The 26,775-nt window shown below is 68.6% G+C and carries 25 protein-coding genes; 9 read left to right on the top strand and 16 right to left on the bottom strand.

The genetic code is table 11. The features are described from left to right. Nucleotides 1-191: 191 nt before the first annotated feature. Nucleotides 192-1,028 (top strand): cytochrome c, encoded by an 837-nt coding sequence (locus DIE04_RS26325; protein ID WP_124522904.1) that lies wholly within the window; start codon nt 192-194, stop codon nt 1,026-1,028. A gap of 21 nt (nt 1,029-1,049) precedes the next feature. On the opposite strand, the gene DIE04_RS26320 is transcribed toward DIE04_RS26325, so the two are convergent. Genes DIE04_RS26320 through DIE04_RS26310 form a run of 3 tightly spaced genes read right to left on the bottom strand, consistent with a single transcriptional unit; the run spans nt 1,050 to nt 4,022 of the window. Continuing rightward, nucleotides 1,050-2,306, bottom strand: a complete 1,257-nt coding sequence (locus tag DIE04_RS26320; RefSeq protein ID WP_124522906.1) for a Zn-dependent hydrolase — start codon at nt 2,304-2,306, stop codon at nt 1,050-1,052. Further along, the gene (locus DIE04_RS26315) at nt 2,299-2,838 is read right to left on the bottom strand and encodes an L-2-amino-thiazoline-4-carboxylic acid hydrolase (protein ID WP_044843961.1); all 540 of its coding nucleotides are present in this window, start codon (nt 2,836-2,838) and stop codon (nt 2,299-2,301) included. Before DIE04_RS26315 ends, DIE04_RS26320 begins: the two co-directional genes overlap by 8 nt. Before the next feature lie 17 nt (nt 2,839-2,855). After that, complete coding sequence (locus tag DIE04_RS26310; RefSeq protein WP_124522908.1) at nt 2,856-4,022, bottom strand: branched-chain amino acid ABC transporter substrate-binding protein; 1,167 nt, start codon at nt 4,020-4,022, stop codon at nt 2,856-2,858. 177 nt (nt 4,023-4,199) lie between these two features. Here DIE04_RS26310 and DIE04_RS26305 point away from each other — a divergent pair, with 177 nt between their 5' ends. The 4 genes from DIE04_RS26305 to DIE04_RS26290 all read left to right on the top strand — a co-directional run bounded on the left by DIE04_RS26305 (nt 4,200) and on the right by DIE04_RS26290 (nt 5,958). Beyond that, nucleotides 4,200-5,093: a LysR substrate-binding domain-containing protein gene (locus DIE04_RS26305; RefSeq protein ID WP_044843959.1), complete on the top strand. Its 894-nt coding sequence runs from the start codon at nt 4,200-4,202 to the stop codon at nt 5,091-5,093. 111 nt (nt 5,094-5,204) lie between these two features. Continuing rightward, complete coding sequence (locus DIE04_RS26300) at nt 5,205-5,423, top strand: ribbon-helix-helix protein, CopG family (protein ID WP_044843958.1); 219 nt, start codon at nt 5,205-5,207, stop codon at nt 5,421-5,423. After that, nucleotides 5,417-5,599, top strand: a complete 183-nt coding sequence (locus DIE04_RS26295; RefSeq protein WP_124522910.1) for a hypothetical protein — start codon at nt 5,417-5,419, stop codon at nt 5,597-5,599. The genes DIE04_RS26300 and DIE04_RS26295 overlap by 7 nt, the downstream gene beginning before the upstream one ends. Further along, nucleotides 5,593-5,958 (top strand): type II toxin-antitoxin system VapC family toxin, encoded by a 366-nt coding sequence (locus tag DIE04_RS26290; protein ID WP_124522912.1) that lies wholly within the window; start codon nt 5,593-5,595, stop codon nt 5,956-5,958. The genes DIE04_RS26295 and DIE04_RS26290 overlap by 7 nt, the downstream gene beginning before the upstream one ends. Before the next feature lie 57 nt (nt 5,959-6,015). Here the strand turns inward: DIE04_RS26290 and DIE04_RS26285 are convergent, their stop codons facing one another. Genes DIE04_RS26285 through DIE04_RS26275 form a run of 3 tightly spaced genes read right to left on the bottom strand, consistent with a single transcriptional unit; the run spans nt 6,016 to nt 8,999 of the window. Next, on the bottom strand, nt 6,016-6,717 hold the full coding sequence (locus tag DIE04_RS26285; protein ID WP_044843955.1) for an aspartate/glutamate racemase family protein: 702 nt from the start codon (nt 6,715-6,717) through the stop codon (nt 6,016-6,018). A 10-nt stretch (nt 6,718-6,727) separates the two neighbouring features. Further along, nucleotides 6,728-8,032 carry a dicarboxylate/amino acid:cation symporter gene (locus DIE04_RS26280; RefSeq protein ID WP_124522914.1) on the bottom strand — a complete coding sequence of 435 codons (1,305 nt, stop codon included), beginning with the start codon at nt 8,030-8,032 and terminating at the stop codon, nt 6,728-6,730. Nucleotide 8,033: 1 nt separating this feature from the next. Continuing rightward, complete coding sequence (locus tag DIE04_RS26275; protein ID WP_124522916.1) at nt 8,034-8,999, bottom strand: ABC transporter substrate-binding protein; 966 nt, start codon at nt 8,997-8,999, stop codon at nt 8,034-8,036. 320 nt (nt 9,000-9,319) lie between these two features. On the opposite strand from DIE04_RS26275, the gene ahpC reads away from it, so the two are divergent. Both ahpC and ahpF read left to right on the top strand, forming a co-directional pair. Beyond that, nucleotides 9,320-9,883: an alkyl hydroperoxide reductase subunit C gene (gene ahpC / locus DIE04_RS26270; protein WP_006750178.1), complete on the top strand. Its 564-nt coding sequence runs from the start codon at nt 9,320-9,322 to the stop codon at nt 9,881-9,883. Nucleotides 9,884-10,011: 128 nt separating this feature from the next. After that, a complete protein-coding gene (gene ahpF, locus DIE04_RS26265; RefSeq protein WP_124522918.1) occupies nt 10,012-11,610 on the top strand; it encodes an alkyl hydroperoxide reductase subunit F in 1,599 nt (532 codons plus the stop codon). A 114-nt stretch (nt 11,611-11,724) separates the two neighbouring features. On the opposite strand, the gene DIE04_RS26260 is transcribed toward ahpF, so the two are convergent. From DIE04_RS26260 to DIE04_RS26220, 9 genes are all read right to left on the bottom strand, one after another. Continuing rightward, a complete protein-coding gene (locus tag DIE04_RS26260; RefSeq protein ID WP_124522920.1) occupies nt 11,725-12,567 on the bottom strand; it encodes an extensin in 843 nt (280 codons plus the stop codon). 169 nt (nt 12,568-12,736) lie between these two features. Next, complete coding sequence (lpxO, locus tag DIE04_RS26255) at nt 12,737-13,636, bottom strand: lipid A hydroxylase LpxO (protein ID WP_124522922.1); 900 nt, start codon at nt 13,634-13,636, stop codon at nt 12,737-12,739. A 209-nt stretch (nt 13,637-13,845) separates the two neighbouring features. Continuing rightward, on the bottom strand, nt 13,846-14,400 hold the full coding sequence (locus DIE04_RS26250) for a carboxymuconolactone decarboxylase family protein (protein WP_124522924.1): 555 nt from the start codon (nt 14,398-14,400) through the stop codon (nt 13,846-13,848). Nucleotides 14,401-14,425: 25 nt separating this feature from the next. Further along, nucleotides 14,426-15,760, bottom strand: coding sequence for an aspartate aminotransferase family protein (locus tag DIE04_RS26245; RefSeq protein WP_124488842.1), 1,335 nt, complete (start codon nt 15,758-15,760; stop codon nt 14,426-14,428). A gap of 14 nt (nt 15,761-15,774) precedes the next feature. After that, a complete protein-coding gene (locus DIE04_RS26240; RefSeq protein ID WP_124522926.1) occupies nt 15,775-16,824 on the bottom strand; it encodes a C45 family peptidase in 1,050 nt (349 codons plus the stop codon). Nucleotides 16,825-16,844: 20 nt separating this feature from the next. Next, on the bottom strand, nt 16,845-17,573 hold the full coding sequence (glnQ, locus tag DIE04_RS26235; RefSeq protein ID WP_014899691.1) for a glutamine ABC transporter ATP-binding protein GlnQ: 729 nt from the start codon (nt 17,571-17,573) through the stop codon (nt 16,845-16,847). Then, on the bottom strand, nt 17,570-18,226 hold the full coding sequence (glnP, locus tag DIE04_RS26230) for a glutamine ABC transporter permease GlnP (protein ID WP_044843947.1): 657 nt from the start codon (nt 18,224-18,226) through the stop codon (nt 17,570-17,572). Before glnP ends, glnQ begins: the two co-directional genes overlap by 4 nt. A 66-nt stretch (nt 18,227-18,292) precedes the next feature. After that, complete coding sequence (gene glnH, locus DIE04_RS26225) at nt 18,293-19,045, bottom strand: glutamine ABC transporter substrate-binding protein GlnH (protein ID WP_044843946.1); 753 nt, start codon at nt 19,043-19,045, stop codon at nt 18,293-18,295. Between the two features lie 351 nt (nt 19,046-19,396). Then, nucleotides 19,397-22,939 carry an ABC transporter ATP-binding protein gene (locus DIE04_RS26220; RefSeq protein ID WP_124522928.1) on the bottom strand — a complete coding sequence of 1,181 codons (3,543 nt, stop codon included), beginning with the start codon at nt 22,937-22,939 and terminating at the stop codon, nt 19,397-19,399. 119 nt (nt 22,940-23,058) lie between these two features. On the opposite strand from DIE04_RS26220, the gene DIE04_RS26215 reads away from it, so the two are divergent. After that, the gene (locus tag DIE04_RS26215) at nt 23,059-24,012 is read left to right on the top strand and encodes a LysR family transcriptional regulator (RefSeq protein ID WP_124522930.1); all 954 of its coding nucleotides are present in this window, start codon (nt 23,059-23,061) and stop codon (nt 24,010-24,012) included. 347 nt (nt 24,013-24,359) lie between these two features. Next, a complete protein-coding gene (gene alr / locus DIE04_RS26210; protein WP_124522932.1) occupies nt 24,360-25,481 on the top strand; it encodes an alanine racemase in 1,122 nt (373 codons plus the stop codon). A gap of 202 nt (nt 25,482-25,683) precedes the next feature. Here the strand turns inward: alr and DIE04_RS26205 are convergent, their stop codons facing one another. Beyond that, a complete protein-coding gene (locus DIE04_RS26205; protein ID WP_124522934.1) occupies nt 25,684-26,478 on the bottom strand; it encodes an enoyl-CoA hydratase in 795 nt (264 codons plus the stop codon). Between the last annotated feature and the right edge of the window lie 297 nt (nt 26,479-26,775).

The raw sequence follows: 26,775 nt of genomic DNA, 5'->3' as shown, positions 1-26,775 counted from the left end.
CCCGGTAGTCGCCCGGTAGTCGCCCGGTAGTCGGACTTGCAGCGGCAGCCGGGCCCGCTTCCTCGTGCCGCCCCCGCTCCCGCGCCGAAGTCGCCAGCGCCGCCCGTACCGGATAGACTGTCGCCCGATTCCATCCCTCGGCCGCGGCGCTCGCCTTTCTGCCGCCGCCGGAACGCCCCCACGGAGAACGAATGCTGAAGCGCCGGTGGTTTTCGCTGTTGCTGGTGACGGTGTGCCTGATCGCGACGCGCGCGTCCGCCCAGGGCGCGCTCGAACTCGAAACCGACGGCACGCCTCGCGTCCTGACGCGCCAGGCGCTGCTCGCGCGCGCCGACGCGACGGACATCCGCGTGCCGCGCGACATCGCGTACGGCCGGCCGATGACGTTCCGCGCGGTACCGTTCGCCGCCCTGCTCGGCGACACGCCGCTGCCGGCGGACGGCGTGCTCGAAACGCGCGCGGCCGACGGTTTCGCCGCGCAACTGCCGCTGGATCTCGCGCGCCGCCGTGCGCCGGCCGGCGCCGTCGCGTGGCTCGCGATCGAGGACCCCGCGCACCCGTGGCCGAAGCTGCCGGGCAAGCAGGTCAGCGCGGGGCCGTTCTATCTCGTGTGGCTCGGGCCGGACGCGTCGTCGGTGCGCGGCGAGCAGTGGCCATATCAGATCGTGCGCATCACGATCCAATCGTCGCCGCTCGCGCGCTGGCCGTCGCTCGCCGTCGATCCGGCGTTGCCGGCGAACGATGCGGCCCGGGCGGGCCAGCGGCTGTTCGTCACGCAATGCCTCGCGTGCCACCGCCTCGACGGCGCGGGCAGCAGCCAGGCCGGCCCCGACCTGAACGCACCGATGAATCCGGTCGACTACTTCCAGCCGGCCGCGCTGCGCCGCTACATCCGCAACCCGGCGGCGGTGCGCGACTGGCCGGGCCGCGCGATGCCGGCGTTCCCGCCCGATCAGTTGAGCGACCGGGAACTCGACCAGATCGTCGCGTACCTCGCGTACATGGCGCGGCGCAAGGCCGGCAAGTAAGCCGCGCCCGTCAGGTGCGCGTCACGCGCCCGGTTCCTGCGCGCTTTGCAGCACCGCACGCAGCAGCACGTCGGCGCCCGCCGCCGACCATTCCGGCGTGATCGCCTCGGCTTCGTTGTGGCTCAGCCCGTCGACGCACGGCACGAAGATCATGCCGGTCGGCGCGACGCGTGCGACGTAGCACGCGTCGTGGCCCGCGCCGGACACGATGTCCATGTGCGACAGCCCGAGCGCCTGCGCCGCATCGCGCACCGCGTCGATGCAGCGCGGCGCGAACGGCACCGGCGGGTACGTGAAGATCTGCTCGATCTGCGCGCCGAGCCCGGCGTCGGCCGCGACGCGCGCCAGTTCCGCACGCAGCGCCGCGTCGAGTTCGTCGAGCACCGCATCGTCCGGATGGCGAAACTCGACCGTGAAGAAACAGCCGCCCGGCACCGTGTTGCGCGAATTCGGCCGCGCCTCGATCATCCCGACCGTCGCGCGCGCGTGCGGCGCATGGCGGCGGCCGAGCGCATCGACGAATTCGATCATTCGCGCGGCACCCACCAGCGTGTCGCGCCGGAATTCCATCGGCGTCGTGCCCGCGTGCGCGTCGACGCCCGTGAGCGTCACCTCGTACCAGCGCTGCCCCTGCCCGGCCGTCACGACGCCGATCGTCCTGCCCGCGCGTTCGAGAATCGCACCCTGCTCGATATGCAGTTCGTACGCGGCATGCACCGGATAGCCGCCGACGGGTTCGGCGCCCGCGTAGCCGATCCGCGCGAGTTCCTCGCCGATCGTCCTGCCCGCGCCGTCGATGCGCGACAGCCCGTATTCGAGCGAATAGACGCCCGAGAACACGCCGGCCGAGATCATCGCCGGCGCGAAGCGCGAACCTTCTTCGTTGGTCCAGATCACGACGTCGATCGGGCGCTCGGTCTCGATGCCCGCGTCGTTCAGCGCGCGCACGACCTCGAGGCCGCCGAGCACGCCGTAGATGCCGTCGTAACGGCCGCCCGTCGGCTGCGAATCGGCGTGCGAGCCGGTCATCACCGGCGCGGCGTCGGGATTGCGGCCCGCGCGGCGCGCGAACACGTTGCCCATCCGGTCCACCCGCACCGTGCAGCCGGCATCGCGCGCCCACTGCACGAACAGGTCGCGCGACTCGCGGTCGAGGTCGGTCAGCGCGAGACGGCAGACGCCGCCCTTCGGCGTCGCCCCGATCTGCGCCATGCGTTCGAGCGATGCCCACAGGCGCGCGCCGTCGACGCGCGGTGCGGTCGCGAGGTCGTCACGCATTGCCGGCCTCCGGGGTGTCGTCGCGCGGCGCCGCCTGCAGCGCATAGCGGAAATCGCAGCGCTTGCCGCCCTGCATGATCGTGCTCGTGCGCGTCAGCGCGATGCGCGGGTCGTAACCCTCGATGAAGTAGCTGTCGCGCGCGCAGCTCAGCAGGTGGCCGATCTCGCCGAGCCCCATCGCGTGATACATCTCCGCGTAGCTGCAGCGATGCACGTCGTAGTCGTAGTGCGTGTCGTCCGCGCGGCGCACCTCGACGTCGAGCGCATCGTCCTTCTCCCACAGCACCTGCAGCGCGATGAACGACTGCACGCTCGTGCCGTCGGGCTCCTGCGCGGCGAACGTGCGGCCCGCGTCGACGGCCGCGCCGCGCACGGCCTCCGCGATCACGGCCTGCGCGCGCTCGGTGCCGAATTCGCGCTTCATGATCTCGTAGATCGGCTTGATGATTTCCGCTTCGATGCGGCGCCGCGCGAGGATGCCGAGGCGCGTGTCCTCGGGTGCCGCCGCGGATGCGTGGGTGGTGTCGGTCATGGGGTTCGTCTCCGTCGTTATTTCGTTGCCGGGTGCGCGCCGCCGAGCACGTCGACGACGGTCCACTTGCCGCCGCGCACCTGGTAGATCGTGAATGCCGGGTCCTTCAGGTTGCCTTCGCCGTCGAACGCGACCCGGCCGGTCACGCCGGGCCGGTCGATCGCGCGCACGGCCGCGACCAGCTTCGCCGGCTGCGTCGTGCCGGCCTTTTGCGCGGCCGCGATCAGCGTGGCCGCCGCGTCGTACGCGAACGGCGCATGCAGTTCGATCGGCGCGTTGAAGCGGGCGCGGTACTCGGCGTCGAACGCCTTGCCGCCCGGCATCCGGTCGAGCGGCAGGCCCGGTTCGAGCGCCGTCACGCCGTCGCCGTCCTTGCCCGCGAGCGACAGGAAGGTCTGGCTCACGAAGCCGCCGGCGCCGAGCAGCGGCGCGTTCACACCGAGCTGGCGCATCCGGCGCGCGATCGGCGCGGCCTGCGCGTCGAGCCCGCCGAAGAACACGAGATCCGCGCGCTTGCCCTTGACCGCGGTCAGCACGCCGCTGAAGTCGGTCGTCTTGTCGTTCACGTACTGGCGATCGACGATCGTGCCGCCGTTCGCCTGCACGCCCTTGATGAACTGGTCGGCGAGGCCTGCACCGAACGACGTGCGATCGTCGATCACCGCGATGCGCTTCGCCTTCAGCGTCTTCACCGCGTAGGCGCCGGTGAAATTGCCGCCCGCATCGTCGTGACCCATGATGCGGAACGCCGTCGCGTAGCCCTGCTGCGTGTATTGGTGGCCGGTGGACGCCGGCGCGATCTGCGCAATGCCCGCATCGCGGTAGACGCGCGACGCCGGCACGCTGCAACCCGTGTTCCAGTGGCCGACGACGCCGATCACGTGCTGGTCGACGAGCTGCTGCGCGACCGCGACGGCCGTGCGCGGGTCGGATTGATCGTCGGCCGCGACGAGCTTGTAGACGACCGGCTTGCCGCCGATGCTCGGATGTTTCGCGTTCGCGTCGTCGATCGCGAGTTGCGCGCCGTTTTGCAGATCCTTGCCGATCCGCGCGGACGGGCCGGTGAGCGGCGCGGCGAGACCGATCAGGATCGTCTGCGGCGCGGACTGCGCGAAGGCGGGAACGGCGGCGATCAGCGCGGCCGCGGAGAATGCGAAGCTGGCGGGAAGAAAGGCGATTTTCATGTGCGGGGCTCGGGGATTCGAATCAAAACATGAAAAATATTAAATATTCAGCACTCTCACCCCAAATATTCAATTGTTGGATGCTTATGCCATTCCCGACACAATATCGCAATAGCCTGTAAATAAAGGATATTTTTACATTGTCGCTTACCCTGATTTTTCGATAAAATTCGACACATGAAAAATATCGAACAATTGCCGCACGATCCGCCGTTACGCGCCGTCCGCGCGTTCGAGGCATTCGCGCGTCTCGGGTCGGTCACCGCGGCCGCGCACGAGCTCGACATCACGCCGTCCGCGGTCAGCCACCAGTTGCAGCTGCTCGAGGCGTTCATCCAGACGCCGCTGACCGTGCGCGAAGGCCGGCTGCTCGCGCTCACCGACGAGGGGCGCGACTACTACCGCTCGATCAGCGCCGCGTTCTCGGTGCTGCGCAGCGCGACGCGCTTCGTGCGCGACCGGTCGTCGCTGCGGCAGATCACGATCAGCCTGATTCCGCTGCTCGGCATCGGCTGGTTCATCCCGCGGCTGCATGCGTTCCTCGCCGAGAACACCGACGTCGACGTGACCGTGCTGTACGCGCATCACCGCAACTATCGAAGCGACGCGTCCGACCTGTCGATCCGCTTCGGCACCGGCGACTGGCCCGGCTACCGTTGCGAGCGGCTGCTGCCGGGCGCGATGGTGCCGATGTGCAGCCCGTCGTTCCTGAAGCGCCACGGGCCGTTCCGCACGCCGGCCGATCTCGCGCAGGCGCCGCTCGTGCACGACGAGGATCGCAGCACCTGGGTCAACTGGCTGCAGGGCGCCGGCGTGCGGCACGTGTCGCATGCGGTGGGGCCGATGTTCGAGGACGGGCAACTGACGCTGAGCGCGGCGCGCGCGGATCTCGGCGCGGCGCTGCTGCGCGCGCCGCTGGTCGAGCGCGAACTGGCCAGCGGCGAACTCGTGAAGCTGTTCGACCACGCGCTCGACGACGGGCGCGACTACTACCTGTGCACGCGCGAGGATGCGGACATGCCGGACGGGGCGAGACGGCTCGCCGACTGGCTGAGGAAGATCGCCGCCTGAGCCGCCGTTGCGCCGCCTGCCGGCGCAACGGCGCGCTTGCCGGGCAAGCCGGTGACTTGCGGACGTCCGCATGCGTATATATGATATGCATATCATATATCGGAGGTTGCGATGAGCCGTATCCTGATCGATCTGTCGAATGGCCAGCTCGACGAACTGGCCGCCATCGTCGAGACTGAGCAACGCCCTCGCGCCGCGATCATTCGCGACGCGATCGACGCGTATATCGCGCAACACAAGCGCGCGCATGCCGATCACGTATTCGGCCTGTGGAAGGATCGCGCGGTCGACGGGCTCACCTATCAGGAGGCATTGCGTTCGGAATGGTAAAAGCACACATCGACACTCAAAGCGCGGCCGGGTATGCGGGCCGCGCGCTTCCGGCCGAGGCCTGCCTCGTGCAGGTGCAGCAACGGCCGCCCCATGCCCACGCCGTGTTCGGTCTCTGGAAAGCGCGTGCGCTCGACGGGCTCGCCTGGCAGGAGGCATTGCGCGCGGAATGGTAAGAGCCCTCTTCGATACCAACATCCTGATCGACTATCTCGGCGGCGCGGAGTCCGCGCGCGCGGAGCTGGCCCGCTACGACTACCGGGCGATCAGCATCGTGACCTGGATGGAAGTCATGGTCGGCGCGACGGCCAGCGACGATGCGGCGATTCGCGCATGGCTTTCGTCGTTCGACATCATCCCGCTCGACAGCATGGTGGCGAACCGCGCCGTAACGATTCGCAAGGAACGTCGCATTCGTCTGCCCGATGCGATCGTCTGGGCATCGGCGCAAGTGAACGGCCTGTTGCTCGTGTCGCGCAACACGAAGGATTTTCCGGTCACCGAACCGGGCGTCCGCGCGCCGTATCCGATCTAGCGCGAGCGGCGTCCGTCATGCGTGGCGGACAGCCGCGCGTCCCGCCGTCGCCGCGTGTCACACCGCCCGCCCCCATCCGCGCTCGGCCGCATAGGCGACCGTCGCGCGCGCCAGCTCGTTCGTGCTGTCGACCAATGCAAACGGCGCATCGCGCACCGCCCGCGCGGCGATCGGGATTTCCGTGCAGCCCATCACCGCGACGCCCACGTCCCGTCGCGCCAGCGTCGCGAGCGCGCGCGACAGGCACCGCACCGACGCATCGATCTTCCCCGCCTTGACCGCCGCGATGCACGCGGCGATGTCGCGCTGCGCGGCCACGTCCGGCATTACGGGTTCGAAGCCGCGCGCACGCAGCGCCGCCTGGTAGAAGCCCGACACCAGCGTGCCGCCCGTGGCGAGCACGGCGACGCGCCGCACGCCGGCCGGCAACGCGGCCACCGACGCATCGACGATATGCAGGATCGGCGCCGCGCTGCGTTCGCGCAGCGGCGCATACCAGTGATGCGCCGAATTGCACGGGATCGCAATCACGTCGACACCGCAGCGGTTCAGCAGCGCGACGCCATCGAGCAGCGCCGGCAGCGGATCGGGCCCGCCGTCGATGATCGCGCGCGAACGATCGGGCGTCTGCGTCAGGTTCGCGACGACCATCGGCAAGTGCTCCTGGTCGCAGCGCGCACGCGTCAGGCGCATCACGCGATGCATGAAGTCGACCGTGGCCAGCGGCCCCATTCCGCCCAGTACGCCGACGAGTGCCATGACGTCTCCTTCACGCGCGCGGCGGCCGCGCGCAGATCGCGGATACGACGGCCGAGTTGCCGATCACCAGCAACAGCGTCCGCAACATCTCGCAGAACGGATCGACCGCCACGAACAGCACGAACGCGGCCTCGAACGGCAGGTGCAGCGCCGCGCACACCATGCCGGCGAGCGACACCGTCACGACGCCCGACGTGCCCGTCGACGCGAACCCGGCCAGCACCGACGCGACCAGCACGACGCACAGCTCGCCGGGGCCTAGCGACCGTTCGTAGAGTTGCGCGACGAACAGCGTCGCACTCGCGTAATAGACCATCGGCCCGACGCGCAGCAGCGACACGGCGAGCGGCACGACCAGCTCGACGCGCGCGCGGGCAAAGCCGAAGCCGTCGGCCAGACACTCGATCATGCTCGGCATGCAGGCCACGCTGCTGCGCGTGGCGAGTGCCATCGCGAACGGCGTGCGCAAGCCGGCGAGCGTCCCGCCCAGCGTCGCGCCCGAGCGCTTCCAGATCACGACGATCGCCGCCGCGATCAGCACGAGCGCGACGACGGCGAACGCGGCGACGAAGCGGACCATCGCCTCGAGCGGCCCGAACCCCGACGTGCCGATCTGCGCGGCGCCGCCGCAGAACAGCACGATCGGCGTCGGATACGCGAGCCAGTGCATGATCTTCTGGCACGTGCAATAGACGGTCTCCAGCGTCTGGCTCAGCGCCGCCGAGATGCTGGGCGGCACGCGCCCCGACGCGAACCCGAAGAACAGCGAGAACACCAGCGCCTTCAGCGTGTCGCCGCTCGCGAGCGCCGCGAAGAAGTTGCCGGGCACCAGCGCGATCAGCATGTCGGCGAGGCCCGACGACTTCTCCGCGGGATCGCTGCCGTACAGCGTCATCACGGTATCGCTCGCCGCGCCGTCGCTGCCGACCAGCGCGCCGAACGCCTTCAGCGTCGCGGTCGACAGGTGCTCGCCCGGCCGCATCGCGACCAGCACGACCGCGCCGACCGCGACGACGAATACCGACACGCAGCTGAAGATCGTGATCACGCGCAGCACGAGATCCGACGCGTTGCCGTCGCGCAGCAGCCGCTGCAGGCTGAAGATCACCGCGGCCGTCATAAACGGCAGCGCCGTCATCTTGAGCAGGCCGACGTACACCTGGCCCACGTAGTCGAATTGCGGCGCGGCCGCCGGCCACAACACGCCCGCCACGATTCCGAGCGCGAGGCTGCCAAAGACCGTCAACGGATGGATCGCGAGCGCATGCAGCCGCTCGATGCGCGGTGTGATCCTGATGTTCTCGTTCATGTTCATGTCAGTGACCCATCGCATCGAGCAGGGATTTCACGTCGAGCCGCTTGTTGCGCTCGGCCAGGAACTGGTTGACGAACGCAAGCAGCGTCGGCATGGACACCGGCACGCCGACGGCAAGCGCGTCGGTGAGGTCGTCGAAGGTCGCGACGCGCAGCCGGATCGGCGCGGTCGGGTCGTCCTGCATCACGAGCTTGATCGCGAGCTCGTCGCGATACACGGCCGTGACCGCGCCGGCGTTCAGCGCGTCGAGCGTCGCCGGCCAGCTCGGATAGGTGCGCACCCGCGCGGCCGGGAAATCGTTGCGCGCGTATTCGGCGTAGGCCGACCCCGCGACGACGCCGATCGTGCCGCGATAGTCGCGCACAACTTCAGGCAGCGGCCGCCCTTTCGCGAGTTCGGCGAAGCCGACGCGGTTGATCAGCAGCGCGCGCCGCAGGCTGATGTACGGCGTGCTGAAGCGCACCACCTGCGCCCGCGGCAACGTACGCGACAGCTTGCTGATCGCGACGTCGGCCTGCCCGGTCGCGAGCAGATGCACGACGTCGTCGAACGTGCGCGCATCGCGGTCGAACTGCACCGGCACGCCGAGCTTTTTGGCGAGCTCGTCGGCGAGGTCGATGTCGACGCCCGCCAATGCGCCGTTGCGCGACATGAAGAACGGCGGCTGATCGACGCCGAGCACCGCGACGACGAGCGTCCCGCGCGTGACGATGCGGGCGAACTCCGGCGCGAGCAGCCGGCCGTCGGGCATCTGCACGAGCCCGGTCGCCGTGGTGGCGGGTGCCGTCACCGCTGCGGGCGCCGCCGGCGCGGACTCATCGAGGGCCAGCGCCGGCGCGGCGCACGACACGGTCACGAGTACGCAGGCCGCACGGCGCAAGAGCCGATGCAGGCATCGCCGCTCGGAGACGAACTCGCGGAACCAGGCAAGCAGCGCGCACGCGGCGCATCCGGAAAAGAGGTTCATGGCGGCAGTGGGACGGGGAGTATCGAACGACCGCGCGGCCGTTCGTGCAGAACGGGCGCCGGACCCTGGCGCGGGGCGCGGCACCCTTTCCCGGCGCCGCGCCCTCCCGCACCCCCAATGTGTCAGAAGCGCCGGCGGGCCGAAATCCGCCGGAAGGCCCGGCCCGGATGACACGGGCCGCCCGGACGGGCCGCCGCGACGGGGCCGGACGCAGATAGAAATTCCCGATGCCGCGGATTGAAACAAGCAATTTCACAAACCAAGGGTGAACCCGGATACTGGCAACACTTCATCAACACCCAAGCAAAGGAACTCGCAAGATGCCGATCATCAACACCCAAATCAAACCGTTCAAGGCAACCGCATACCACAACGGCGATTTCGTGCCCGTGACCGAAGAGAACTTCAAGGGCAAATGGTCCGTCGTCGTGTTCTACCCGGCCGACTTCACGTTCGTCTGCCCGACCGAGCTGGGCGACCTCGCCGACCGCTACGCGGAATTCCAGAAGCTGGGTGTCGAAATCTACGGCGTGTCGACCGATACGCACTTCACGCACAAGGCATGGCACGACACGTCGGACACGATCGGCAAGATCAAGTACCCGATGATCGGCGACCCGACGCTCACGCTGTCGCGCAACTTCGACGTGCTGATCGAAGAAGAAGGGATGGCGCTGCGCGGCACGTTCGTGATCAACCCGGAAGGCGAGATCAAGCTGTGCGAAATCCACGACAACGGCATCGGCCGCGACGCCGGCGAACTGCTGCGCAAGGTGCAGGCTGCGCAATACATCGCGGCACACCCGGGTGAAGTGTGCCCGGCCAAGTGGACGCCGGGTGCGGAAACGCTGACCCCGTCGCTCGACCTGATCGGCAAGATCTAAGGGTCGCCCGGCGCGCCTCGCTCGAGGCGCCCAACGAGCACCCAGCCGGGCCGCCGCCTCGCGCGGCCCGCCCTCTCCTCCGGCACGACGTGCCCGAGCAGCCAAATCAATACGGAATCCGAAACGCCATGCTCGACGCCAATCTCAAGAACCAACTGAAAGCGTACCTCGAAAAGATCACGCGCCCGATCGAACTCGTCGCGTCGCTCGACGACAGCGCGAAATCGCAGGAACTGCTTGCGCTGCTGAACGAGATTGCATCGCTGACGTCGCGCGTGACCGTGACCGAACGCCGCGACGATGCCGAGCGCAAGCCGTCGTTCTCGATCGGCGAACCCGGCAAGCCGGCCGGCATCCGCTTCGCCGGCATCCCGATGGGCCATGAATTCACGTCGCTCGTGCTCGCGTTGCTGCAGACGGGCGGCCATCCGGTCAAGCTCGACGACGACGTGATCGAACAGATCCGCGCGCTCGACGGCGACTACGCGTTCGAGACGTATTTCTCGCTGTCGTGCCAGAACTGCCCGGAGGTCGTGCAGGCGCTGAACGTGATGTCGCTGATCAACCCGCGCATCCGCCACGTCGCGATCGACGGCGCGCTGTTCCAGAACGAAGTCGACGCACGCCAGATCATGGCCGTGCCCACGATGTTCCTGAACGGCGAATCGTTCGGCCAGGGCCGCAGCAGCGTGAAGGAAATCCTCGCGAAGCTCGACACGGGCGCGGGCGAGCGCGCCGCGAAGTCGCTCGAGAACAAGCCGGTATTCGACACGCTGATCGTCGGCGGCGGCCCGGCCGGTGCGGCCGCGGCAATCTACTCGGCGCGCAAGGGCATCGCGACGGGCGTCGTCGCCGAGCGTTTCGGCGGCCAGGTGCTCGACACGATGGCGATCGAGAACTTCGTGTCGGTGCAGGAAACCGAAGGGCCGAAGTTCGCCGCGGCGCTCGAGCAGCACGTGAAGCAGTACGACGTCGACATCATGGACGTGCAGCGCGCCGACGCGCTGATTCCGGGCGACGTGCATCAGATCCGCCTGGCGAACGGCGCGGTGCTGAAGGCGAAGACGATCGTCCTCGCGACCGGCGCGCGCTGGCGCGAAATCAACGTGCCGGGCGAGCGCGAATACCGCAACCGCGGAGTCGCGTACTGCCCGCACTGCGACGGCCCGCTGTTCAAGGGCAAGCGCGTCGCGGTGGTCGGCGGCGGCAACTCGGGCGTCGAGGCCGCGATCGACCTGGCCGGCATCGTGAAAGCCGTCACGCTGATCGAATTCGGTGCGCAACTGCGCGCGGACGAAGTGCTGCAGCGCAAGCTGCGCAGCCTGCCGAACGTGACGATCGTCACGCAGGCGCAGACGACCGAGCTGACCGGCGACGGCAGCAAGCTGAACGGGCTCGTCTACAAGGATCTGCGTTCGGGCGAAACGAAGCGGGTCGATCTCGAAGGCGTGTTCGTGCAGATCGGCCTCGTGCCGAACACCGAATGGCTGAAGGGCACGGTCGAACTGTCGAAGCACGGCGAGATCGTCGTCGATGCGCGCGGTGCGACGTCGGTGCCGGGCGTGTTTGCCGCCGGCGACGTGACGACGGTGCCGTTCAAGCAGATCGTGATCGCGGTGGGCGAAGGCGCGAAGGCATCGCTCGGCGCGTTCGATCACCTGATCCGGCAGGACGCGACGCCGGCTACGGCCGACGCGCCGCAGGCCGAAGAAGCGATCGCCGCGTAACGCGCGACGCACCGCACAGGTTCGTCTCTCTTGGCCCCGCATGCCCTGGTCGGCGTGCGGGGCTCTTTTTCATCCGGTGCGGAGCAGCACGGCGCGCGCGCTGCGGCGCCCTGCTCACTGGGTCGCGCCGGGCCCGGCGTTCGCCGGTGCAGGCGCCTTGATATTGCTCGACTGCCTGACCAGCTGGTCGGTCATCGCGGCAGCGACCGAATTCGCCCCCGCCGACGTGTGCTGCCGATCGCCGCTCGGCGTCGCCACGTATTGCGGCGCCGGCAACGACGGATCAAGCTTCGCCGATTCACGCACGAGCGCAGCGGTTTCAGGGGTTTCGGATTTCCTGGCGGACGGTGCTGCCGCGTGCCGCTCGAGCCCGTCGCGCTTGCGCGCGGCGTGCTGCGGAGGCTGATACGCCGCCTGCTGGCTCGGCCGGGCTGCCTGCGCAGCCTGGGCCGGCGGTGCCGATTGCGCAGATTGCGCCGGCTGGGCCGGTTGCGCTGCTTGTACCGGCGCTTGTACAGGTTGCGCGGGCTTGGCCTTAGGCGGGGTCGCATCCTCCGGCTCGACCGTCACGACATGGACGGTCGGTGGCGGCGCACTCGGCTTCGCCGGTTTTGCCGGTTTCGCCGGTGCGGCGATGACCGGCGCGACGGCGGCGGAGGCCGGTGCCGCATTCGTACGCGCAGCGGCCGCGGCAGGCGGCGCTACGGCCGCTGGTTGCGGCACCGCCTCGTCCACATGCGCGGACGGGACGGCGACGGGCGCGGGCGGCGCGATCGTGCCTTGTGCGGTGTGACCGTCGTTCGCCGCGGTCACGGCGGCGGCAGGTGCTGCGGCATCGCCGATGCCGGCTTCCGCGATCGCGCGGTGGTCCGCACGCAGGAGCATCACGTAGCCGCTGCCTGCCGCGGCAACCAGCAGACCGCCGGCGATCATCAATGTCTTACGGGTACGAGTCATGCTTGCTCACCGATCCAAATCGACGTGAACAAGCCATGATACGCGTGCGTTCGCGCATGATCCCGCACGAATACAATTGGTTGCATTGACGTCGACCCCAAGAGCGCGGAGGCCGTATGATGCTGCGCGCCCTATCGTCTGACGGTTCGGCACCGTCTGCCTTTCGCCATCAGATGCAGAAGATCGCGACCGCGATCCCGCCGAACAGCGCCCACTTGACGACGTAGTACACGGTGCGATTCCACGCCTTCAGCCGCTTGCCGGCGCGGCGAATCGCATACAGGTACTTGAATGCATGATTGAGCCCGCCCGTGCGGTCGCCCGTTTCGTTCGGCGACGCGGCCGCGCGCATCAGCAGGTGCCCGAACGCATCGTTGATGCGCTGCGCCCAACGATATTTCATCGGGCGGTCGATGTCGCAGAACAGGATCACGCGATCGTGCGCGGTGCGATTCTCGGCCCAGTGCAGATAGGTCTCGTCGAACATCACGGCCTCGCCGTCGCGCCATGCATACGACTCGCCGTCGACGACGATCCGGCACGCGTCGTCGTTCGGCGTGTCCAGCCCGAGGTGGTAGCGCAGCGAGCCCGCATACGGATCGCGATGCAGGCCGAGCTTGCCGCCCGGCGGCAACTGCGCGAACATCGCGGCCTTGATCGACGGAATCCGCGACAGAATCTCGACCGTGCGCGGACACAGCGCCTGCGCGGACGGATGCGGCGCGTCGTACCACTTCAGATAGAAGCGCTTCCAGCCGTTGCGAAAGAACGAATTGAAGCCGATGTCGTTGTACTCGCCCGACGCCTTGATCCGGCTGGCATCGCGCAACGCGAGCGCCTCCTCGCGGAAGGTCCGCCATTCGCGCTGCAGCACGGCGAGTTCCGGAAAGTGCCGCGTGTCGAGAAACGGCGTGGTCGGCACCGACGAGAACGCGTAGGAAAAGCAGTTCAGCGGCGCGGTGAAGGTCGAGTGATCGGATAGTTGCCTGAACAACCTGTGCCGAACCTTGCCGCGCCGGTGCGTATGGACGACACACGCAATGAACACGATCAACAGGACCCAGCGCATCGATATTTCCCCCGTAAGTTGTTTTACGGAATTCTAGGTACGGGGAAAATTTCCTGCGCTGAAGCGCAGGCGGTGCGAGGTGCGTCGGCAAGACGCGCAGAGGTTGCCGATCGAATCAGGCCGGCACACCGAAAAGCCCGTGCCGACGGGCTTTTCGACGCAACCGGATTGCGCGCGCGGCATGCTGCCGACCCGCGTGCATGCGGCGATTATTCCGGAAACGGTAACTCAGTTTGTCCGTCAGCGCGCATACCGAACGTGTTGAGCGTCATCGCCACGAGCGCGTAATAGCCGAGCAGCGCGACGAGGTTCACCACGGTCTCGTGGCCGAATCGCGCCTGCGCGCGCGCGAACGTCGCGTCGCTCACGCGCCGCGTGTCGTACAGCTCGGTCGCGAACGCATGGATCAGCGCATCGTCGTCCGATTCGAATGTCGGCTCGACGCCACGGCGGATCGCTTCGGCCGTCGCGGCCGGCACGCCGGCATCGAGCGCGATCGGATGGTGGATGTGCCACTCGGCCTGCGAGCGCCAGCGCGCGGCCGTCACGAGAATCGCGAGTTCCGACAGCCGCAGCGGCAAACCCGTGCGATAGCGGCAGAACGCGCCGAGCCGCTGCGCGTGCTGCGCAAGCTCGGGGCTCGCGATCCAGCCGAGGAACGGCCCGTTCAGGTTGCCGCGCGGGCCGCTGAGAATGTCCGCGAGCACGGCCTTCTGCTCGTCGGTGGCCGATGCGGGATCGAAGGGAGGCAGTCTGTCAGTCATGGCGAGGGTTCGGTGAGGTCGTGATTCACGCGCCGGCCGACGCGAGTGCCGCGTCGATCGCGCCGGACAGCCGCTCGACGATCGTGTCGATCTGCTGCGCGGTGCAGACGAACGGCGGCGCGACCAGGATGTGATCGCCGTGCACGCCGTCGATCGTGCCGCCCATCGGATACACCATCAGGCCGCGCTGCATCGCCTCGCGCTTGACCGCCGCATGCAGCTTCAGCGCGGGATCGAACGTCGCCTTGCTGTCGCGATCGCGCACGAGCTCGACGCCGACGAACAGCCCGCGGCCGCGCACGTCGCCGACATGCGGATGCGCACCGTACTGCTCGCGCAGCGACGCCCGCAGTTGCTCGCCGCGCGCCTGCACGTTGTCGAGCAGCTTCTCTTCGGCGATCACGCGCTGCACTTCGAGCGCGGCCGCACAGGCGGTTGCGTGGCCGAGATACGTGTGGCCGTGCTGGAAGAAGCCCGAGCCGTCGACGATCGTCCGGTAGATGCGATCGCTTACCAGTGTCGCGCCGATCGGCTGGTAACCCGCGCCGAGCCCTTTCGCGATCGTCAGCAGGTCGGGCGCGACTCCGTCTTCGTCGCATGCGAACAGGTAACCGGTACGCCCCATCCCCGACATGATTTCATCGAGAATCAGCAGCACGCCGTACTTGTCGCACACCGCGCGGATCTTCTTCAGGTAGGTACGCACCGGCGGCACCGCGCCGGCCGTCGCGCCGACCACCGTCTCCGCGACGAACGCCGCGACGTTTTCCGCGCCGAGTTCGACGATCTTCTGCTCCAGTTCGTCGGCCAGGCGCTGCGCATACGCTTCGTCGGTTTCTCCCGCCTGCTGGTCGCGATACGCATAGCACGGGCTCACGTGGTGCGCTTCGATCAGCAGCGGCAGGAACGGCTCGCGCCGCCATGCGTTGCCGCCGATCGCGAGTGCGCCGAGCGTGTTGCCGTGATAGCTCTGGCGGCGTGCGATGAAATGGCGGCGTTGCGGCTCGCCCTTTTCGACGAAATACTGGCGCGCAAGCTTCAATGCGGCTTCGACCGCCTCCGATCCGCCCGACACAAAATACACGTGTTCGAGGCCGGCCGGCGCGGCCTCGACGAGCCGGTCGGCCAGCTCCTCGGCCACCTCGGTCGTGAAGAACGACGTATGCGCATACGGCAGTTGCTGCGCCTGCCGCTTGATCGCATCGATCACGCGCTGGTTGCTGTGCCCGAGGCACGACACGGCCGCGCCGCCGCATGCGTCGATATAGCGTTTGCCGGTCGAATCGATGATCTCGATGCCGTCGCCTGCGACGGCGACGGGCAAGGTGGCGCGCGGAGCGCGATGGAAAACGGTCGTCATGCGTTGCCTCATGGTCAGGACGCGCGGGGCGCGTGCGCGGACGGCACGATGCGCGTCGCGAAGCGCTGCGTGCCGTGTTGATGAACGGTGAAGTCGATCGCGGTGTCGCGAATCGCGAACACGGCGGTCGCCAGCGTGTTTTCGTCGTCGGGATCGGCCGGATCGTCGCGATAGATCGGCAGCCCTTCCGGTGCGCGATCGCCGAGCACGCGCAGCAGCGCGGCTTCGTCGATCGCATCGATGGCCGGCGTCAGCGCATCGACGCGCCGCTGGCGATCGCCGGACGATTGCGTGACGATCTGCGCTTCTGCCTCGCAGCCCGGATGCACGAGATGATTCGCGTGGCCGCTGAGTTGCGAAACGTCGACGACCGAACAGCGCGCGACGCTCGCCTCGATGCTCAGGAGCCGCGTATCGCCGGTCGCGCCGAGCGTGTGGTGAAAGCCGCTCGCGCGCGCATGGGTGCGCAGCGCGTCGGCGGCTGCGTCGAGCGACGTCGCATCGAGCACCGCACGCGCGAGGATCATCCGCGGCACGCCGGCCGCGGGCGTGCGGATCCGCAGGTTGTTGATCGCCTGCGCGATGCCCGCGCGGTTCGCGGCGAACGTATGGCCGGGCAGCGAGCCCGGGTAATAGAAGCTGATGAAGCCCGGCTTGCCCTGCGGCTGCACGTCGACCAGCAGGCAGCGCTCGCGCAGGTACGGATCGCCGTCCTCGTTGTGCGCGATCCAGCGCGTGCCGTGCGCGTCGCGCCCGGCGAGCGTCGTGCAGCCGTCCGGCGCGTTATGGATCAGTTCGCCGCGGCAGTTCCACAGGAAGATGTCCTCCGCCGGCCAGCCGACGCCCGCCGCGATCCCGTCCAGTTCCGCGACGAGGTCGGGGTACGCGGCCAGCGCGGCCTGCCGCAGCGCGGCGACGAACGGATGGCCGCGCCAGCGGCGCACGGCCTGCCATGCGCTGCTCTGCTGCATGTACGCATCGAACACGGGGCGGGCAAGCTCGCCGAGACGCACGCCGATGTCGAATGGCGTGCCGGCGATGACGGGAGAAAGGGAAAGCGGCATGTCGGGCAATTCGGTTTCGTTCAGGACACGTGTTTCAGGAATTCCTTGAGGCGCGGTGTCGGCGGCCGGTCGATCAGGTCGACCGGATGGCCGTCCTCGGCGATGCCGCCCTGATCCATGAACAGGAGCCGCGTGCCGACCCGCTTCGCGAAGCCGATCTCGTGCGTGACGACGATCATCGTCATCCCTTCGGTTGCGAGATCCTGCATCACTTTCAGCACTTCGTGGCGCAATTCCGGATCGAGCGCGGAGGTGGGCTCGTCGAACAGCATCAGCCGCGGCCGGATCGCGAGCGCACGCGCGATCGCGACACGCTGCTGCTGGCCGCCCGACAGCTCCGACGGGTAATGATTCGCGCGCGATTCGAGGCCCACCTTGTCGAGCAGCGCCATCGCCTGGTCGCGCGCGTCGGCGCGCGACGCGCCGCGCACCTGGATCGGCCCGAACATCACGTTCTCGAGCGCGGTCATCTGCGGAAACAGGTTGAACTGCTGGAACACCATGCCGGCCTCGAGCCGGATGTTGCGAATCGTCGATGCGTTGCCGCGCACGCTCTGGCCGTCGACCAGCAGCTCGCCGCCGGTGATTTTCTCGAGCGCGTTGATACAGCGCAACATCGTCGACTTGCCCGAGCCCGACGGACCGATCACGACCACGACTTCGCCCGCGTCGATCTTCAGGTCGATATGCTTGAGCACCGGCACATGGCCGAAGCTCTTCGACACGTTCTGGAATTCGATCATGCTCATAGGATCCTCATGCGCTTTTCGACGAGCCGCAGCGTCAGCGTCATCGCGCCGGTCAGCATCAGGTAGATGATGGCCACCGCGGTCCAGATTTCGACGGCCTGGAAATTGCCGGCAATGATTTCCTGTCCCTTGCGCGTCAGTTCGCCGACGCCGATCACGATGAACAGCGACGTGTCCTTCAGGCTCACGATGCACTGGTTGCCGAGCGGCGGAATCAGCCGGCGGAACGCGAGCGGCCCGACCACCTTCAGCAGCACGCGCGGCATCGACAGGCCCATCGCGAGCCCCGCTTCCGTCAGCCCCTTCGGGATCGACAGCAGCGCGCCGCGCACCACTTCCGCGAGATACGCGCCGGAATTCACCGTGATCGCGATGATCGCGGCCGTCAGTCCGTCGATGCGGATATGCGCGAGCAGCGGCAGCGCGAAGTACAGGAACATCACCTGCACGACGATCGGCGTACCGCGGATCAGTTCAATATAAACCTGTGCGAGCACGTTCATCGCCTTCGGTCCGTATGCGCGGAACATGCCCGCGATCATCCCGACGACGAACCCGCCCACCAGCCCGAAAAATGCGATGAACACCGTCAACCGGACCCCGTCCATCAGGTCCGGCAACGCCGCCCAGATCGCCGACCAATCGAAATTCACGTGTCGCTCCCCGTTCGATTCAAGACCGGCGCGGCCGCCCGGCCGCGCCCTGTTGCGCCGTCACGCTCACAGCTTCGGCGGCTCGGCGCCGAACCACTTCTTGTAGATCTGCGCGTAGCGGCCGTCGGACTTGATCTTCACGAGCGACGCGTTGACCTTCGGCACGAGCGGGCTGCCCTTCGGGAAGCCGATCCCGTACTTGTCGCCGCTCACCGGCTGGCCCGCGACCTTCACCTTGCCCTTGCCTTCGTTGTTCACGAAGAACAGCACGTTCGGCGTGTCGTGCATCGCCGCGTCGACGCGGCCGGCCTCGAGCGCGAGGTACGCCTGGTCGATGTTCGGGAACTGGCGGATCTCCTTCGGCTTCAGGTGCGCCTTGATCCAGTCGATCGTCGCGGTGCCCGTCTTCGCGGCGATCACCTTGCCGTTCAGGTCGTCGATCGACTTGATCGACGTATTGTCGGCCTGCACCATCGCCGCGAGCCCGCTGTCGTAGTACGGCGCGGAGAAGTCGATCGCCTTCTTGCGCTCTTCCTTGATGGTCATCCCCGACAGCGCGACGTCGATGTTCTGCGTCTGCAGCGCCGGGATCAGGCCCGCGAAATCCATCGGCTGGATCGTGTATTTCCAGCCCTGGTCCTTCGCGATCTCCGCCCACAGGTCGAGATCGAAGCCGACGTACTTGTCGCCCTGCTTGAACTCGAACGGCATGAACGACGTATCGGTCCCGACGACGAGCGTCTTGGTATCCGCGTGCGCGATGCTGGCGCCGAGCGCGGCGACCACCGCGACGGCTTTCAGGAAGGAACGACGACTCATGGCTTTTCTCCGCATGGTTGAGCGATGTAACCGGCCGGCTGGCCGGGGAACGACGACATCAAGCCGCACCGCAACATGCGATGTTGAATTAGACCTTAGTGCAACAAGTGTTGTCAACACGGATACTACGACAACAAAAAAACGCGCAACAAGTAATTGCATCGAGACAAACCCGCGCGGGACGGGCGGGATTGGTCAGAGGAAAAGGCGGGGGAATGACGGCGGGAGCGCGCGGCGGGCCCTGGACTCGGGGATGAGGCGGGCGAGCGGTATTTGCCGGCAACCGCCGCCGCTCAACGAACGGAATGAACCGCGAGCGGCAACGCCGCCCGGCATGACTTCAACGCGACGTTACGCCGCCACCCCGCTCGCCTGATGCGAAACCAGCCGCGCATACGCACCCTGCCGCGCGATCAGCGCCGCATGCGTTCCCGCCTCGATGATCCTGCCGTGCTCGAGCACGAGGATCGTGTCCGCGTTGCGCACGGTCGACAGCCGGTGCGCGATGATGATCGACGTCCGCTGCGCCATCAGATCCTCCAGCGCCGCGCGGATCTGCTGCTCGCTGATCGTGTCGAGGTGGGACGTCGCTTCGTCGAGGATCAGCACCGGCGCATCCTTCAGGAACGCACGGGCGATCGCGACGCGCTGGCGCTGTCCGCCGGACAGCTGCACGCCGCGCTCGCCGACCCGCGTCTCGAGCCCGTCGGGCAGCCGCGCGACGAATGCGCCCAGCGCCGCGTGGTCGATCGCGCGCCGGACGTCCTCGTCCGATGCATCGTGCGCTGCGAGGCGGATGTTCGCCTCGAGCGTGTCGTTGAACAGATAGGTATCCTGCGCAACCAGCGCGATGTGCCGGCGCAGATCGTCGAGCCGCAGATCGCGCAGGTCGACGCCGCCCAGCGTCACGCGCCCGTGCTGCGGATCCCAGAAGCGCAGCAGCAGGCTCGCGACGGTCGACTTGCCGGCGCCCGATGCGCCCACCAGCGCGACCGTGCTGCCGGGCGGCACCTCGAAACTCACGCGATCGATCGCCGGCACGCCGCGGCCCGGGTACGTGAAGCCCGCGTTCTCGAACCGCACGGTCGCGTCGCCGGACAGCGCATGCGCGCCGTCGACGACCGTCACCGGCTCCTTCTCGAGCGCGCGCAAGCGCCGCGTCGATGCAATCGTGTCGGCCAGCTGCCGCGCGACCTGGCCGATCTCGGCCACCGGCATGAAGGCGGCCACCGCGACCAGCACCAGCAGCGGCAACGCTTCGTGCGCGAACCAGCCGCGCGCGCACAGCAGCGCACCGAGCGCCGCGACGGCCAGCCCGCCGAGCCCGCTCGCGACTTCGAGCGCGGCGCTCTGCGCCGACAGATCGTCGAGCAGCTTCGCGCGCTGCTGCCGGTACGCGTCGGCTTGCGCGACGAACGCGGCACGCCGACGCGCGAGTGCCTGGAACGCAGTCAGTTCCGCGAGCCCCTGGATCGTTTCGGTCAGGTGCGCGCCGAGCAGGCCGAGCGCCTCGCGTGCGCCGGTGCCGAGCCGGTCGACGTCGCGCCGCGCCAGCACGGGCGCCAGCCCGGCCCACAGCAGGAACGGCAGCAACACCAGCGCGAGCGGCCAGGCGACCGACGCGAGCAGCACCAGCACGCCGGCCGGCACCAGCACCGCGACGAACGCCGGCGCGAGCGTATGCGCATAGAAGTATTCGACGGTCTCGACGTCCTGCGTCGCGAGCGCGACCAGATCGCCGGAACGGCGCCGCAGCAAACCGGCCGGCGCGAGCCGTTCGAGCGTCGCGAACAGCGCGATGCGCATCTCGGCGAGCAGCCGGTACGCGATGTCGTGCGCGAGCCACGATTCGAGCCAGTGCAGCACCGCCGCGACCGGCGCGACGACCAGCAGCGCCGCGACGAGCGCGCCGTTCGCGTGCCCGTCCGACACGCCGCCGACCACCCGCGCACCGATCACGCCGACGCCGATGAACGCGAGCACGCGGCCGATCCCGAACAGCACGGTCAACACGACCTTGCCCTTCCACGGACCGACGAAGCGCAGCAGCGCGCGCAGCGTTTCGGGCCAGCCGATCGTCGCCGCGTCGTCGTTCAGCGGCCTGACCTGCGGGCCCGATGCAGCACGCGCGCCCGCGCCGCCGGCCATCGCGGCCGTGCCGACGGCTTCGGCGGCTGCCTCCAGCTGCGGCCCCATCAGCTGGCGATACGGGCCGTCGCGCGCGATCAGTTCCGCGTGCGTGCCCGCGTCGACCACCCGCCCCTGGTCGAGCACCAGGATGCGATCGGCGCCGATCACGCTGGACAGCCGGTGCGCGAGCACGAGCGTCGTACGCCCGCGCGTGAGCCGGTCGAGCGCCTGCTGGATCAGCGCTTCGTTCTCCGCATCGACCGACGACAGCGCCTCGTCGAGCAGCAGGATCGGCGCATCGCGCAACAGTGCGCGCGCGATCGCGATTCGCTGGCGCTGGCCGCCCGACAGCATCAGCCCGCGTTCGCCGATGCGCGTCGCATAGCCGTCGGGCAGCGCCGAGATGAAATCGTGCGCGTTGGCGGCTCGCGCGGCCGCGATCATGTCCGCGTCGCTCGCGTCGGGACGGCCGAGCCGCAGGTTGTCGGCGACGCTGCCGTCGAACAGCGTCGCGTCCTGCGCGACCACCGCGATCATCTCGCGCACCTGATCGGCGTCGAGCGTGCGCACGTCGTGCCCGCCGATGCGGATCGTGCCGCCCTGCGCATCGTGCTGGCGCAGCAGCAGGCGCACGATGGTCGACTTGCCCGCGCCGCTCGGGCCGACGATCGCGACCGTCTCGCCTTCGCGCACCGTGAAGCCCAGCGCCGCATGCGCATCCGCGCGACGCCCCGGATACGCGAAGCTGACGCCGTCGAACACGATCTCCGGCCGCAGGTGCGGCACGCGCGGCGCCGCGGCGGCCGGCGTGTCGCTGCCCGCATCGAGCAGCGCGTGAATCGCGTTCGCCGCCGACTGGCCGATCATCCCCTGGTGCAGCACGCCGCGCAGGTCGCGCAGCGGCCGGAAGATTTCGCTGCCGGCCATCAGCACGATCAGCAGCGCCTCGAGGCTCATGTCGCCGTGGCGCACGCGCCATGCGCCGACCGCGATCGCCGCCGCCGCGCCGAGGCCCGTGCCGAGATCGGTGAAGAGCCGCGTCAGCAGCCCGAGCGCGAGCACCCAGAACGTGCTGTCGGACAATGCGCGCGCCTTCGCCGCCAGCTTCGCGCCGAACGCGCCGCTCTGCCCGAACGCCTTCAGCGTCGGCAGGCCCTGCACCGCGTCGAGAAACTCCTCGCCGAACGCCTTGAACGCGGCCGAGCGGGCGAGCGCCGCGCGCCGGTCGGCGCGATGCACGAGTTGCGGCAGCGCGAGCGTGACGAGCGCCGCGACCAGCAGGATCGCGGCCGTCGGCACGTCCCACCATGCGAGCACCGCGAAGATCATCACCGGCGCGCACGCGGCGATCACGAGCTGCGGCAGGTAGACGCCGAAGAAGGTCTGCAGCTGCTCGACGCCGTCGACGACGGCCAGCATCACGCCGCCCGTGCGCTCGCCGCTGAACCATGCGGGGCCGAGCGCCGCGATCCGGTCGAACAGCCGCGCGCGCAGCGTGGACTGTACGCGCCCGGCCGTGTGCTGCGCGAGCACCGTGCGACGATGGTCGAGCCATGCGCGCAGCAGCACGCAGGCCGCGGTTGCAACGGCGGTTTCGGCGATATCGCGCGCCGGCGCGCCGGCAAAGACGAGCGCGAGCACGCGGCCGAGAAACACGAACCGCAGGATGCCGACACCCATCGCGAGCAGCCCGAGCGCGACCGCGGCGGCGACCCGCCAGCGCAATCCCGCCATCATCGCCCATAGTCGTCGGTCGAAATACATGAAGCCCTCCGGTCGGTTTTTCGTTGCGATTCGATTGACCGGACCAAGGCTACCCGCCCCCCCGACGCGCGGCAAAAGATGATTTTTCAACGGGTGTTGAGTCAACTACAATACCCCGCATGTCGCACCTCCCTCCCCTCAGCGCGCTGCGTGCTTTCGAGGCGGCCGTCCGCCTCGGCGGGTTCGCGCGCGCGGCGGCCGAGCTGAACGTGTCGACGAGCGCGATCAGTCACCAGATCCGCGCGCTCGAGGAATCGCTGGGTGCCCGCCTGCTCGAACGCAGCACGGGGCTCGGCGGCATCGGCCTCACGCAAGCGGGCGCCCGCCTGCTGCCGGCCGTCAGCGATGCGCTGTCGAAGCTGACCGACGCGTGCGCCGAGATTCGCGGCACCACCGCGCAACGGCTGACGGTGTCCGCCAACGCGCCGTTTTCGTCGATGTGGCTCGCGCGCCGTCTCGCGGAATTTTCGTCGCTTCATCCCGACACGCCGCTGCATGCCATCGTGGTCGACGACGAACCGGATTTCGCGCGCAGCGGCGTCGATCTCGCGATCGTGCACGTGCCCGCGCACCGGCTGCGCGCCGACGACGACATCCTGATGCGGGAAACCGTGTTCCCGGTGTGCAGCCCCGAGCTGTTCCCGTACGCATCCGGGTACGTGTGCCGCTCGCGGCTGCTGCAGGAGATGCACGAGGACAGCCCCGAGATCGACTGGCGCAACTGGGCCGTGCACTTCGGCCTGCCGGACGACTTCGAGACGAAGATCGTCCGTTACAGCAGTTTCAGCCAGGTGATCGGCGCGGCGGTGGGCGGCGCGGGCATTGCGCTCGGCCGTGTGCCGCTGATCGAGCCCGAACTGCGCAGCGGCCGCCTGGTGCCGCTGGTGCCGGGCCTCGAGCGCGATGCGTCGTGGCGCTTCGTGCTGCGCCGCAATCCGTCGGCACGGCACCGGTTGCTCGATCCGTTGATCGCGTTCCTGCGCCGCGAAGCCGATGCCCCGCCGCTCCAGCGCGCGAAGATCGTTGCACCCGCATCCAACGACAGTCACGCGCGCGACGCGGGCGGTGCGTAGCGCGCCCGCATCCGGATGCCGGCGCGCGTGTCGGCAGTCCGTTGCGGCGTCACGGCTTCGCGAAGAACAGCACATCGATCAATGACAGGGGCACGTAGCGCTTGGCACTGCGCCGCGCCGTTCGCGCACCGGTTTTCTGGAGGGGAGACTCGGCAAGGCAGGCTGGCGAAGGCCGTGTCGACATGGGTCCGGCACAAAAAATTCCACCAAATCGCCGACAAATACGTTAATTAAAACTGGTCGAACACCAATAAGATAGCGCTCAACACTGGCTGGGTGCGCAACGCACCGGCCGCTGACCCGCGCCCCCGCGCGCGTACCGAACGACTTTCGACCCGAGCCCGCCCATGCCCCGTCCCATCGTCGCCCATATCCGTCCCGACGCCGTCCGCCACAACCTCGACTTCATCCGCCGCACCGCCGCGCAATCGCGCGTATGGGCCGTGATCAAGGCCAACGCCTACGGTCACGGGATCGAGCGGATCTACCCGGGCCTCGCGGCCGCCGACGGCATCGCGCTGCTCGATCTCGACGAAGCCGTGCGTGTGCGGGAACTCGGCTGGGACAAGCCGGTGCTGCTACTCGAAGGCATCTTCGAGCCGGCCGACGTCGAACTGGCCGATCGTTACCGGCTGACGGTGGCCGTGCACTGCGACGCGCAGCTCGACCTGCTGATCGCCGCGAAGCCTCGGCAACCGATCGACATCCAGCTGAAGATGAACTCCGGGATGAACCGGCTCGGCTACCGGCCCCACGCATTCCGTGCCGCGTGGGAGCGCGCCGCGGCCGCGCCGTCGATCGGCAAGATCACGCTGATGATGCATTTCGCAAACGCCGACGAAGGCGAAGTCGACTGGCAGCTCGAGCAGTTCGATGCGGCCACCGCCGGGATTCCGGGCGAGCGCTCGACATCGAATTCGGCGGCCGTGCTGTGGCATCCGCGCGCGCATCGCGACTGGGTTCGGCCTGGCACGATCCTGTATGGCGCGTCACCGACCGGCGCGTCGCGGCATATCGCCGACACGCCGCTGATGGCCGCGATGACGCTGACCAGCAAGATCATCGGCGTGCAGACGCTCGCGCCGGAAGAAACGGTCGGCTACGGCCGCCGCTTCACCGCCGACCAGGCGATGCGGATCGGCGTCGTCGCGTGCGGCTATGCGGACGGCTATCCGCGCCACGCGCCGACCGGCACGCCGATCGCGGTGGACGGCGTGATGACGCGCGTCGTCGGCCGCGTGTCGATGGACATGCTGACCGTCGATCTGACGCCGTGCCCGGACGCGGGCATCGGCTCGAGCGTCGAGCTGTGGGGCGATCAGGTGAAGGTCGACGACGTCGCGGAAGCCAGCGGCACGATCGGCTACGAGCTGATGTGCGCGCTCGCGCGCCGCGTGCCGGTCGTGGTCGTGCCGTCCGGCGCGTCGACGGTGCAGCCGGCGCCGCGCACGGGCAGCTACGGGCGATAACCGGGGCGCGGATGCGGCGGCACGCTCGCGGGTCGCTGCGCATCCGGACGCTCGGAATCCGCTTGCGGGCCGCGTCGGGCGGTCCGCTTGTTTTGTGCGGTCTGCTTTTGCGGCCTGCTTTTGCCGCATGTACCGACGGCGAAGCACAGGCGGGACGCAGCGCGCAACCGGTCCACGGGCGCCACACACTACGAACTACGAACTACTCACGCCACGTCGGCTTGCGCTTCTCGAGGAACGCATCGATCCCCTCGCCGGCGTCCTCTTCCATCATGTTGCGCGCCATCACGTCGCCCGCAAAAGCGTATGCGTCGTCCAGCGGCAGTTCTCGCTGCCGGTAGAACATCTGCTTGCCGTAGCGCACCGCCGCCGGGCTCTTCGCGACGATCTCCGCGACCTTGCGCGCGACGGCCGCGTCGAGCGCATCCTCGGGCACGGCCTCGTTGACGAGCCCCCACGCGGCGGCCGTCGCCGCATCGATGAAACGCCCGGTGACGAGCATGTCGAACGCGCGCTTCGCCGACACGTTGCGGCTCAACGCAACGGCGGGCGTCGAACAGAACAGCCCGACGTTGATACCCGACACCGCGAAGCGCGCGGTGTCGGCCGCCACGGCGAGGTCGCACGCGGCGACGAGCTGGCAGCCGGCCGCCGTCGCGATGCCCTGCACGCGCGCGATCACCGGCACCGGCAGCGCGCGCATCGCGAGCATCACGCGGCTGCATTGCGCGAACAGTGTGCGGTAATAATCGAGTTCGGGCTTGCCGCGCATCTGCCGCAGGTCGTGGCCCGCGCAGAATGCCTTGCCCTGCGCGGCGAGCACGACACAGCGCACGTGCGGATCGGCGGCCAGCGAATCGAACGCGTCCTGCAGGCTCGCCAGCATCGCCTCCGACAACGCGTTGAACTGTTGCGGCCGGTTCAGCCGCAGCGTGACGACGCCGTCGTGGGCCTCGCTCAGCAGGATCGGCTCGGCTGTCTCGTGAATGGGTTCCATGATGCTCCGCTCGATGGGGTTCGATCGGACGCGAACCGGCGGCACGGGCAACACGCGTCCGGATTCGCGATCGACATGATCACGAATCGTCCTCCAGTTTGCGCGCGACGTCCAGCGAAGCGGACGGACCGCCGGCGCAGCAGACGTTCGCGGGAATCGGGCGGCGCGCCACTCGCGTGCGTGGTCAGGGCCGCGTGCAGGAGCGCACATCGCGAATTTCGACCGTCGCGCCGCCCTGAATGCAGATCGCACCGCCCTGCGCGTACCCGGCATGCTCGCCTGCGAACATCCCGTTGC

Source organism: Burkholderia sp. Bp8994 (assembly GCF_003853805.1).
Lineage (GTDB): Bacteria > Pseudomonadota > Gammaproteobacteria > Burkholderiales > Burkholderiaceae > Burkholderia.
Note: the sequence above shows the minus strand (reverse complement) of the source record. Positions and strands in the feature narration are given on the sequence as shown.